This is a genomic window from Acinetobacter albensis (assembly GCF_900095025.1).
GTDB classification, from domain to species: Bacteria; Pseudomonadota; Gammaproteobacteria; order Pseudomonadales; family Moraxellaceae; genus Acinetobacter; species Acinetobacter albensis.
This window is the reverse complement of the sequence record NZ_FMBK01000002.1, coordinates 262,269-274,216: the sequence shown is the minus strand read 5'-3', so window position 1 is coordinate 274,216 and position 11,948 is coordinate 262,269. Positions and strand designations below refer to the sequence as shown.

The following is an 11,948-nucleotide window of genomic DNA, read 5'->3' as shown; positions in this document are numbered from 1 at the left end:
CCATCATTACCATCTGTACCCGTTGCACCAGTACTGCCGGTTGCTCCAGTTACGCCTGTAGATCCGGTTGCACCTGTCGCACCATCATTACCATCCGTACCCGTTGCACCTGTAGATCCCGTAGCACCAGTTTCGCCTGCGGCACCTGTAGATCCAGTTTCACCTGTGGCTCCCGTAGCACCAGTTTCGCCTACGGCACCTGTAGATCCAGTTTCACCTGTGGCACCTGTAGATCCAGTTTCGCCTGTGGCTCCCGTAGATCCCGTAGCACCAGTTTCGCCTGTGGCTCCCGTAGATCCCGTAGCACCAGTTTCGCCTGTGGCACCTGTAGATCCCGTAGCACCAGTTTCGCCTGCGGCACCTGTAGATCCAGTTTCACCTGTGGCACCTGTAGATCCAGTTGCTCCAGTTACGCCTGTAGATCCGGTTGCACCTGTCGCGCCATCATTACCATCTGTACCCGTTGCACCTGTAGATCCGGTTGCACCTGTCGCACCATCATTACCATCTGTACCCGTTGCTCCCGTAGATCCAGTTACGCCTGTAGATCCGGTTGCACCTGTCGCGCCATCATTACCATCTGTACCCGTTGCACCAGTACTGCCGGTTGCTCCAGTTACGCCTGTAGATCCTGTGCCGCCAGTATCACCCGTTGCACCCGTGGCACCTGTAGATCCGGTTGCACCTGTCGCGCCATCTGCGCCTTTAAGGTATTCAATTAAATCATTAGTGGTTGCATCAGCAGGTAATTCACCTGCTTCAATCAACAGCTCTAAAGCGGATTTGCCGTCTGCACCCGTAGCACCATCTGCGCCTTTGAGGTATTCAATTAAATCATTAGTGGTTGCGTCAGCAGGTAATTCACCTGCTTCAATCAACAGCTCTAAAGCGGATTTGCCGTCTGCACCCGCAGCACCATCTGCGCCTTTGAGGTATTCAATTAAATCATTAATGGTTGCGTCAGCAGGTAATTCACCTGCTTCAATCAACAGCTCTAAGGCTGATTTGCCGTCTGCACCTGTAGCGCCATCTGCACCTTTGAGGTATTCAATTAAATCATTAGTGGTTGCATCAGCAGGTAATTCACCTGCCTCAATCAACAGCTCTAAGGCTGATTTGCCGTCTGCACCTGTAGCGCCATCTGCACCTTTGAGGTATTCAATTAAATCATTAGTGGTTGCATCAGCAGGTAATTCACCTGCCTCAATCAACAGCTCTAAGGCTGATTTGCCGTCTGCACCCGCAGCGCCATCTGCACCTTTGAGGTATTCAATTAAATCATTAGTGGTTGCATCAGCAGGTAATTCACCTGCTTCAATCAACAGCTCTAAGGCTGATTTGCCGTCTGCACCCGCAGCGCCATCTGCACCTTTGAGGTATTCAATTAAATCATTAGTGGTTGCGTCAGCAGGTAATTCACCTGCTTCAATCAACAGCTCTAAAGCGGATTTGCCGTCTGCACCTGTAGCGCCATCTGCACCTTTGAGGTATTCAATTAAATCATTTGTGGTTGCGTCAGCAGGTAATTCACCTGCTTCAATCAACAGCTCTAAAGCGGATTTGCCGTCTGCACCTGTAGCGCCATCTGCACCTTTAAGGTATTCAATTAAATCATTTGTGGTTGCGTCAGGAGGTAATTGTCCCGAATCGATTAGTAATTCCAAAAGAGACTTACCATCCGAACCTGTAGCACCCGTTGCTCCGGTGTCACCTGTTGCACCCGTTGCCCCGTCACTACCCGTGGCGCCTGTTGCACCATCCGCGCCTGTACCGCCAGTTGCTCCCGTAGATCCTGTAGCACCTGTACCACCAGTAACACCCGTTGCACCTGTCGACCCAGTTTCACCTATGGCACCTGTAGCCCCTGCTTGACCCTGAGCGCCTCCCGAATCATCATCACTAGCGACCCAAGCCAAAATACCTGCTGCAGTTGCTGGAATCAATGCCCAAAGTAGAGGAGACATAGCCCCGTCTTCATAAAGTAAAGGCTCTACATTCTCTAACGGTTGATATTGAATCTGATTTAATAACTCACCTTTTTGATCAACAAATTGAACCCACAAAAGTTCTTTATTTTCTCCATTGATCACTAAACTATGATCGGCACTAAAAAAATTTTCTATCGTAATTTTTTTGCCACTTTCTAATAAAATTTCTACATTATTATTTACTTTTTTTATATCTATAATTTTTTCGTTTAAATTATCTAATTTTACGACTGTAGGATTATTTGATAGCTTTAATACCCCTGTTTCTTGTGAGACTTCTTTTTTTGCATGTGTATTTTTATCAATTATAAATAATTTATCCATATCGTACGCCCTTAACAAACCGTTAATAAATAAATACAGTTTATATCCATTCATTAATAAAAATACATTCTACAAAAAGCCTTTGTAATTTATAAAAAATAACTCAAGATATTGAAAAATATAATTTTATTATTTTGATAAATCTTGATACAAATTAATAAATGATTAGTTTTTCTTAAGCAAAAATTTTAAATAATTAATAAGGATAATCCCGAAACTACAAAACAATAGGTATAATGTGCCCTCTATCACACTTTATTTGTAATTAATTTTTTTTTAAATTATTAATATGTAGATTTCTTAAAATATGAAGTATTTAAAATATGCTTTGTTTGATTTTTGTTTTATTATGTTAAAATATAGTGAATTAATTAGTTTTTTTAAAATCATTGTTTAATTAATAAGAGACTTTATATATCCACATCAACTAAAGATTTATTTTTTAGGCTAATATTCTGCTTTTATTAAATATAATGGTTTATTTTAATACCTGAGCTACACATTATGAGTTATCTATGTACCTTATTCCTTTTAGATGATTTTTTAACTCTATTAGTGCAATAAAGTACCTCGCCATATGAGCAATATTTTGAAGAAGTAATATGACTATTAGGATTGTCATTTTTGATTTTTAACTCGTGTAATTTTTATAAAAGCTTTTAAGAGAACAATACCCAAGTCAACTTATAGACGCTTTGAATTTTTTTATTTATTGTTATTACACCGAGAACCATGTGCTTTAAAAGGTATAGACGGAAAAATCTATTCAATTGTAAATCTATTGCTATGTTAATCATCAAAGATAGACTTAACACCAGTTCTTTAATCCAAAAATCAATTTAAAAATTTGTATTTTTATATACAATTTTAAATGCCAAAAAATTAAAAAAGGACACATATAATGTGCCCTTTTTCAATAATCAGCTCAAAATAAAGAAAAAATTAATCTTCAAAAACTTTGGCTTGCTGAATAAGTTGTGTAAATACACAAGCGTCCTTAATTTGATTGGCACTCAACAGTGCCAATTTAACTAAAAATAATTCACGCTTTTCGACTGAAATCGAGTCTACGCTTTCCGCCAATTGATCATAAACTTTTTCTAAATCAGGAATTGAAATGGTACTCATGCGTTGACTCCTTCAGCGACTTGAGTGAATTGATGAAAAATTTCAGTAATCGCATTTTCACGATAGTTCAACCAACGTCCATTGATATGATGCCCAGGACGTACTAAATAAATGGTGTTCACATCTGCAAAAAAACAGTCTTTCACTATGTTTGGATCAATCGTAAATGAAATATCAGCTTGTTTGACCTTTTGATCATCGATTGCCAGTGCAATCAGTTGAGCAGGAATACCGAATTGTTTTAATGCATTTATTTCACTGATTAAATTTTCAGGTACTTGACCATTTTGAGTAAACATTATGACCGAAAATTTACCACTAATGGCATCATATAAAAATGAGCCATCTGCAAATTTTATATTTGGAATGAGAGCACCATTTTCAGTCAATTCGTGCATCAAAGCATTATCATCGTTTTGACTGTTTAAGGGTGAATGCGTATAAGCATGTGGTCGTGACGTACGCCAGTGGTATAGTGGTCGAACAAATTCATGCTCAAGTGATAAAGAGAGTACAGCATTACGCAATAAACGATAACCTGCCGTTGGCGGTGCCATAAAACGTGTTGATTTACCCGCTTCTGCAATAATTTCGCGTGCTGCACCGACACGGTCAAAACTATAACTTTGAAGTAATTTTTCTGTTGCCCACCCTTTCACAACAGCCGCAAGTTTCCATGCCAAATCTTGAGCATCTTGGAAACCTGTATTTGCACCACGAACACCAAATATTGGCAACAAATGCGCAGCATCTCCAACAAATATGGTGCGGTTATGTACATAGTTATCAAGCGTTAAAGCACGGGCTGAATACACAGTGCTCCAATCCATTTCCCATTCCAAATGATCTTGACCAATCATTTTTAACTGATCATTGACTGCTTTATTTAAATTTTCAGGTTTTAAAGCGTCTTCTGGAGCAATTTTTGGATCTAGTTGATAATCAAAACGCCAAATATTATCTGGTTCACGATGCATCAAAATAGTATTTCCAGGATTCCAATCTGGTGAAAAAAATGCAAGGCGTTCTGTAGGATAGTCTAATTTAATACGAATATCGGCGATCACAAAACGACCTTCATAACTTGCACCTTCCATCCGGAGTTTCATCCCTTCACGAATCGGTGAACGCCCACCATCCGCGGCAACCACCCAATGTGAAATGTGCTGATACTCACCTTCAGGTGTATGAATTGTTAAAGTGACGTGTTCATCATTTTGTTGATGCGCAACAATTTTATTCCCCCAACGCACTTCAATATTTTTTTGTTCTTTGATGGTCTGTAATAAAAAATGCTCTAACCAATTTTGTTGTAAATTATTGAGTGGTGCAAACTGATCATTGTCATGGATCGGTGATGCCATACGAAATGCCACCTGACCTTTATAAATTGAATTACCATGTGTCCATGCTAAAGCTTTGGTCATGATACGATCAGCAACACCTGCTGCTTGTAAAATTTCCATAGAACGTTTGGTGTACACCAAGGCGCGACTACCTTCAGATAGCTGCTGTTCAGCGGACAGTAAAATAACCTTAATGCCTTGTTTTGCCAACAAGAGCGCTGTTGCCATGCCTATTGGCCCAGCACCAACGACTGTGACCGTATCTGATTCTGCAAGCGTATTTTGATTTGAATGAAAATAGGGATAAATCTCATAATTATAATAGAGTGATTTTCTAGGTTGAATTTCAGGAAAGTGCATATCGAACTCCTTATCGTCATTGTTTATAAATTAAAAAATTGTTTCTAAATTAAATAAAAAATTAGTATTACCAGCTTAAGCCGCTTGAGCAGTGGATGCACATTGCGTAAGTTCTCGATGTTGATCACTACGGTACGTCTGACTGCCTTTTAAACCCAGTGCATAAAATACCAAGAGTAATACCGTTAAAATGCTACAGATGGTCCAGACCATCGTGAATGAGCCCGTTGCAGTGGCAAGCATAGAAATAGCAGGTACACCACTGGCAATTCCCAAAGTTTGGAAACGTAAGCAGATACCGTATACTTCACCATAATGCTGTGGGCCGTAGGTTTGTGAGGCCACCACTGCAGGTGTGACGGTACCAATACAATTTCCAACTCCCCAGAACACTACAGCGATTAAACCCAATAACCATGCATTTGAACCTGTCGCTAAAGCAAACGGAATACATGTCATTAAAATACTGGCACAGACTAATGTGGTTGCTTTCATGGTACCCAGTTTGTCGTAAAGCCAACCCAACATCACCTTGGCAAAAATCATTACACCTAAAGTAATCACTAAAAATTGAGCGGCCTGTTGCATCCCAAAGGTATTTTGCAAAAATACCGGAAGTTGCAAAACAATACCTCCGCCGACAAATCCGACCAAAAAATGGGCTGCCAACATAGACCAAAAAAACGGTTTTTTCTTTAAAACTTTAGGCTCAAGATGAACCAGTTTTATTACTGAACCTAGGGTTTTGGTCGGACAAACGTCAGTTGCATCTGCGCCTAAAGCTTTCAAACCAATATCTTCAGGTTGGGCTTTAATTACAAACAAGATCAGCACACTACTAAACGCAAACATGGTTGCTGCTATAACTTGATAAGCCAACTGATAACTAAAATTTTGAATGCAATAGGTAATGAATGGGCTAAGAATCATGCCGAAAATTGCGCTACCCGAGAGTGCGATACTCATCGCCAACCCTTTTTTCTGAACAAACCAACGGTTGACCAAAATATTAGGTGGCATGAAGGTTAGACCTGTCGAGAAGAACCCGAACAACGCTGCTACGCCATATAAAATATAAATATTGGTCGCAATAGAAAATGCGGCATAGCTCAAACAAAAACCGAGCAAGAAAATGAGTAATACTTTTTGTGTATGTTGTTGCAGAATTTTTCCGACTTTCGGAGAAAATAACATCACGGTGATATTAATAATGGTTGAACACAGCGCAAATTGGGTTGGTGAAATTCCCATAGACTCGGTAAATGGGTTTAAGTAAATATTAAATGTGGTAATGGTGAGTGCTATGGCTGTACCTGATACGACCATCAATGCCAAAACCACCCACCAACCATAAAACAACTTGTTCGAATTATTCATTGTGTTTTTCCCGTTTCCATACACATCATTTACAGGACTCAAGAAAAAGCACACATCAATCGAACTTTAATCTTGAGCAATGTACCGAGTTAAAGCTTCTGCTGTTTCCTTCAACGCTTTAACTCTTTCATTTTTAAAATCAATAGGAAGATGGTGTTCACTTCCTAAAGCTGCAATACAAAACTCTATTTCACTGTATCGATTGAAAACCGGTACACAAATTGCGTTTACACCGACCAACAAATCACCTGACACTGTCGCGGCACCCTGCTGAATGATGCTTTGCTTTAACACCAAAAATTCTTCCCAATTGGCAGGATAAACCTGCTGATTGAGTGCCTGTTTTTGCTGCCATTCACGTTCTAGCAATGGTCTGATCATCTTTTCTGCACCAAAGGCTGCATATACACGCCCTGTGGCAGAATTAAGTAAAGGCATGATCGAACCCACTCGTGTAATCACTGAAACCAGTTGATTGGGTTCCATCCATTGCACAATTAATGGTCCTTGCGAAGTCCATTTGCTAATTTGTAACCCACAATCAATTTTCCGATGCAGTTCATCAATCAGTGGTTGAGCAGCTTGAATCGTGTCGGTACGCTGAATACAGCTCAAACCTAAACGCCATGCCTGATCACCCAGTGCGTAACGTCCATCGCTTTGTTGTTTGGCATAGTTCATTCGAACTAGACTTACAACATAACGATGAACTTTGGCAGGATGCATCGACAAATTTTCAGCAAGCTCTTTCAACATCATAGGGCTGCGATGTGCAATCAACGCATCAAGTACCGTTAGCCCTACTTCTAAAGATTGAACCCCACCTTGTATTTTTTCTTCTGACATTGGTTTCAAACTCATGAATTGAATGATCAGCATTCTACTCTAAGCGACCCAATTTCGAAGCAATCCCACAACAAAAAATGAATTTGGGTTCTTGAATACTTTTTGCCTATGGTCATCTAAAACCTCATTAAATTACGATATACATAATTAAATTATCTATTGCGTAATTAATTAAAATGAGTATGATGAGATTAAGCGTAAAAATCAAGCGTTCTCACAGCAAGGTTGTATATTTTTATTTATTTATTTAAATCAATTTGTTATTTAAATAAATTGTGTGAAAAGTCATTTAAATACAACTAAAGTCGCAGATCGTTTGGATATTTTTATATTTCGGATGAACAAACGAATCTATTGAATCGAATTCGTTTAGACACAAGGAACATTCAAATGACGGGTCAATTAAAATCATTTATTGAGGTCGCACAAGATTCTGACTTCCCTATTCAAAACTTACCTTTTGGTGTCTTTAGCCAATCGCGTGAAGGTAAACGTCGTGTGGGTGTCGCACTTGGTGAATGGGTCGTTGATCTTGCAGCTTTAGAAGCAAATGGTTGTTTAAATCTTCACCGAAATGAAAATTATTTTAATCAACCGACCTTAAATACATTTATCGAGTCAGGAAAAAGTAACTGGTCTAAATTACGTGCAGAATTACAAAATCTACTTTCAGCAGACAATCCAAAATTACGTGATAACTTAGTTTTACGTGATCAAGTTTTCTTTAAACAAAGCGATGTCATCCTGCATTTACCAGTTCATATTCCAGGTTATACCGATTTCTATTCCTCTAAAGAACATGCCACCAATGTAGGCTGCATGTTCCGTGATCCTAAAAATGCACTGCTTGCCAATTGGTCAGAACTGCCCGTAGGTTATAACGGTCGTGCGAGTTCCGTGATTGTCAGCGGAACGGATGTAGTACGACCTTCAGGCCAAATCAAACTTCCAAATAGTGAACGTCCTGAATTTTCAGCTTGTCGTAAACTTGATTTTGAACTTGAAACTGGCTTTATTGTGGGTAAAGCAAATCGATTGGGTGAGCCAGTTTCTATTGAAAATGCGTGGGATCATATTTTCGGTATGGTGCTGTTTAATGACTGGTCAGCACGTGATTTACAGCAATGGGAATATGTGCCTTTAGGCCCATTCAATGCAAAAACGTTTGCCTCCTCTATTTCACCATGGATTGTGACCATGGAAGCGCTTGAACCCTTTAAAACCCACTCTCCTATTCAAGACCCCCAACCACTTCACTATTTACGTGAAGATCATGCAAAGAACAGCTATGACATCCATTTGTCTGTGGAATTAAAAGCCAAAAATGCTGAACACGCAGATGTGATTAGTCAAACCAATTTTAAATATATGTACTGGTCGATGGCACAACAGTTGACTCATCACACCATTGCAGGTTGTAACCTTCAAGTCGGTGACCTGATGGGTTCGGGTACTATTTCTGGTCCCACGCCGGAATCTTATGGATCATTACTGGAAATTACTTGGAATAGTAGCAAACCACTCACCTTATCGAATGGCGAACAACGTAGCTTTATACAAGATGGCGATACGCTCATTATGAAAGGCTACTGTCAAAAAGAGGGTTTACGGATTGGGTTTGGCGAAGTATCAGGTAAAGTTTTGCCTGCTCTTCAATTTAACTTCACCGCCCATACTGCTGAGGAGAAACTCAGTGAAACTGTATAGCTATTTCCGAAGTTCTGCGGCTTATCGTGTCCGAATTGCTTTGAATTTAAAAGGTTTAGATCCTGAATATATTCCAATACATTTGGTTAAAAATGGCGGTGAACAGCACAGTCCTGAATATCGTCAGATCAATCCAACAGAGCTCATTCCAGCGTGGATTGAAAAAAATATACAAGATGAGTTCACACTCACCCAATCACTCAGCATTTTGGAATATTTGGAAGAAAAATATCCAGACGTGGCTCTATTACCTCAGGATTTTCAACAGCGCGCTTTAATTCGCGCAGTCAGCCAAAGTATTGCCTGCGATATTCATCCGCTGAACAATTTAAGAGTGTTGCAATATTTATCCAATACTTTGGCAATCTCTGATGAGCAAAAAACAACGTGGTACAGACATTGGATTGAAACTGGATTCAAAGCATTAGAAATACAGTTGAAAAACTCAAACGGCCAATTCTGCTTCGGTGAAACCGCTAGCTTTGCGGATTGTTGCTTAATTCCGCAAGTGTATAACGCATTACGTTTTAAAATTGATTTGACACTTTACCCGAAAATTCAAGCCATTTACCAACACTGTAACACCCTCTCCGCATTTCAAAATGCTGCGCCTGAAGCGCAAGCTGATGCTGCTTAAATTATAAATAAGGATATTGTTATGACCATTCAAATCGAAAAAATTCACCATGTTGCTTATCGCTGTAAAGATGCCAAAGAAACAGTGGAATGGTACAAAAAGAATCTGAATATGGACTTCATTTTAGCATTTGCAGAAGACTATGTGCCGTCAACCAAAGCTTTTGACCCGTATATGCATCTGTTTTTAGATGCTGGAAATGGTAATGTATTGGCTTTTTTTGAGTTACCGACCCAACCCGATATGGGCCGTGATGAAAATACACCCAAATGGGTGCAACACATTGCTTTAAAAGTTAAAGATCGCTCAGCGTTACTGGCCGCGAAAGAACATTTAGAAGCCAATGGCAATAATGTTTTAGGCGTGACCAATCACGGTATTTTCCATTCTATTTACTTTTTCGACCCAAATGGTCATCGCTTAGAGTTGGCCTATGATGATGAAAAAGCCGCCTCAAAAATTGCCTTGATCACAGAAGAAATGAAATATGAAATGTTAGAAGAATGGAGCAAAAATAAACGCGCGCCGCATCATACGCAGTTTTTACATGCAAATGAACTTGAGCACAGCACAAGTTATGCAAAAGCGGATGCTTAATTTTTCATTATCAATTTACGGGGGAAGAGAAGGAAATCATTAACATTCTCTTTCCTCAAATGAATACTTAGTTAAAAGATTAAGTTAGACAATAGTTGATTAAGCATTGATAAATTTTTAAGTAATGAAAGGAGAACTTAAATGCTGATCAACACATTGTCAGAGATCAAACTCATTAATATTGAAATTTCAGTTGAAACGTTTAGATCAATTCAATTTGCGAGAAAATAAACACTGCAAAGAACAGCAGAAATTACTTTGTATTTTTTTAACTTTGGCGAAAATCATCTTCAACTTTAAAAACCGTGATGACACTAAAATTTAGACCATAAACCGATATGCAGATGGATCAGCAAAGCATAAACTTGAGTCACTTAATTTTTTGATCGATATAACAAGAGTAAATAATATGTCAAAACAAGACTTTGAAAATGGCTTAAAAGTTCGTACTGAAGTGATGGGTGAGTCATTTGTCCAACGTGCACAGGACAATACGGTTCCATTCACACAACCATTGCAAGATTGGATTAATGAACATGCATGGGGTTCGACTTGGCAACGTGAAGGTGTGCTACCACGTAAGTATCGTTCACTCATTACCATCGCATTTTTAACCGCCCAAAAAAGCCCAACTGAGCTTAAAGGTCATGTCCGTGGTGCTTTAAACAATGGTGCAACCGTTGAAGAAATTCAAGAAGTCTTACTACATAGCTTGCCTTATTGTGGTGCGCCAGCAACTCAAGAAGCCTTTCGTGCCGCCCTTGAAGTGATCAATGAATATCAAAAAATAGAATAAGTTAAGGATTGTAAAAATTGATTCAATCACCAACTGCTCAGCTTAGGCTATTTAAATCCTTATTAAAATCTTAGCATGATTTACTAAGCTTAATGCGCTCATGTTCCTGCCTATTCATTTCCTTACATGCGCCTTTCAATGGAATCATTTTGGCGCATGGCAATAACATTCATCCAATTTTGAAATTACAATTAATATTTTCACGCGCCGATGAATGCTAACCTTTTTTCAAGATCAGTCATTAGCGCTTCATATTGGAAATAAAAAAACTCAATACTCAATAGATTCGATTATTTTCGATTTAATGATGACAATAGAGATGCTCTTCATCTTCAGATGGCTGACGCTTATATAAATGCTGTGGCACGGCAGGCTGAGATGCAGCGCTATGGTCTATGTCATCTTTTCGGATGCAGCAGCCTTCCACATATTGGCTGCTACCATCCATATAAAATTCCTCTTTCCAAACAGGAACCTCATGCTTAACCCTCTCCACTGCTTCTTCACATGCAGCAAAGGCTTCACGGCGATGCGCAGCATAAGCAATCGCGATGATGGCTGTTTCACCAATATCTAAAGCGCCAACTCGATGAATCACCCGTACATAAGAGGCTCCAAATTTTTGCTGAATTTCTTGCTCTATTTGCCGAATCATTTTTTCTGCGACAGGTGCATAAGCGCTATATTTCAGTGCTTTCACTGCTTTACCTTGATGATGATTACGTACCGACCCCACAAAAATACCTGTACCACCACATTCAGGAAAACACTGAATTCCATCAAAACCATCTAGATTTAAAGCAGTCTCTTGAATTCTAGGAAATTGTTTGAATACGTTCATT

10 protein-coding genes are annotated in these 11,948 nt (G+C 39.3%); 4 read left to right on the top strand and 6 right to left on the bottom strand.

Annotated features, from left to right (window positions below):
* The 5 genes from GA0116959_RS14380 to GA0116959_RS02515 form a co-directional block, all read right to left on the bottom strand.
* Positions 1-2,312, bottom strand: a 2,312-nt coding sequence (locus GA0116959_RS14380; RefSeq protein ID WP_280513240.1) for a BapA/Bap/LapF family prefix-like domain-containing protein, incomplete at its 3' end; no start/stop codon positions are given.
* A gap of 942 nt (positions 2,313-3,254) precedes the next feature.
* Positions 3,255-3,440, bottom strand: coding sequence for a hypothetical protein (locus GA0116959_RS02530; RefSeq protein WP_092718057.1), 186 nt, complete (start codon positions 3,438-3,440; stop codon positions 3,255-3,257).
* Positions 3,437-5,146, bottom strand: a complete 1,710-nt coding sequence (locus GA0116959_RS02525) for an FAD-dependent monooxygenase (RefSeq protein WP_092718054.1) — start codon at positions 5,144-5,146, stop codon at positions 3,437-3,439. The genes GA0116959_RS02530 and GA0116959_RS02525 overlap by 4 nt, the downstream gene beginning before the upstream one ends.
* A 75-nt stretch (positions 5,147-5,221) precedes the next feature.
* Positions 5,222-6,523, bottom strand: a complete 1,302-nt coding sequence (locus GA0116959_RS02520) for an MFS transporter (protein WP_092718052.1) — start codon at positions 6,521-6,523, stop codon at positions 5,222-5,224.
* Positions 6,524-6,589: 66 nt separating this feature from the next.
* On the bottom strand, positions 6,590-7,369 hold the full coding sequence (locus GA0116959_RS02515) for an IclR family transcriptional regulator (protein ID WP_092718085.1): 780 nt from the start codon (positions 7,367-7,369) through the stop codon (positions 6,590-6,592).
* A gap of 390 nt (positions 7,370-7,759) precedes the next feature.
* On the opposite strand from GA0116959_RS02515, the gene fahA reads away from it, so the two are divergent.
* From fahA to GA0116959_RS02495, 4 genes are all read left to right on the top strand, one after another.
* A complete protein-coding gene (fahA, locus tag GA0116959_RS02510) occupies positions 7,760-9,076 on the top strand; it encodes a fumarylacetoacetase (RefSeq protein WP_092718049.1) in 1,317 nt (438 codons plus the stop codon).
* The gene (maiA, locus tag GA0116959_RS02505) at positions 9,063-9,713 is read left to right on the top strand and encodes a maleylacetoacetate isomerase (RefSeq protein ID WP_092718046.1); all 651 of its coding nucleotides are present in this window, start codon (positions 9,063-9,065) and stop codon (positions 9,711-9,713) included. The genes fahA and maiA overlap by 14 nt, the downstream gene beginning before the upstream one ends.
* Before the next feature lie 21 nt (positions 9,714-9,734).
* The gene (locus GA0116959_RS02500) at positions 9,735-10,310 is read left to right on the top strand and encodes a VOC family protein (RefSeq protein WP_092718044.1); all 576 of its coding nucleotides are present in this window, start codon (positions 9,735-9,737) and stop codon (positions 10,308-10,310) included.
* A 409-nt stretch (positions 10,311-10,719) separates the two neighbouring features.
* A complete protein-coding gene (locus tag GA0116959_RS02495) occupies positions 10,720-11,106 on the top strand; it encodes a carboxymuconolactone decarboxylase family protein (RefSeq protein WP_092718041.1) in 387 nt (128 codons plus the stop codon).
* A gap of 301 nt (positions 11,107-11,407) precedes the next feature.
* Here GA0116959_RS02495 and GA0116959_RS02490 read toward each other — a convergent pair whose 3' ends face one another.
* Positions 11,408-11,947 (bottom strand): molybdenum cofactor biosynthesis protein MoaE, encoded by a 540-nt coding sequence (locus tag GA0116959_RS02490; protein WP_092718038.1) that lies wholly within the window; start codon positions 11,945-11,947, stop codon positions 11,408-11,410.
* Between the last annotated feature and the right edge of the window lies 1 nt (position 11,948).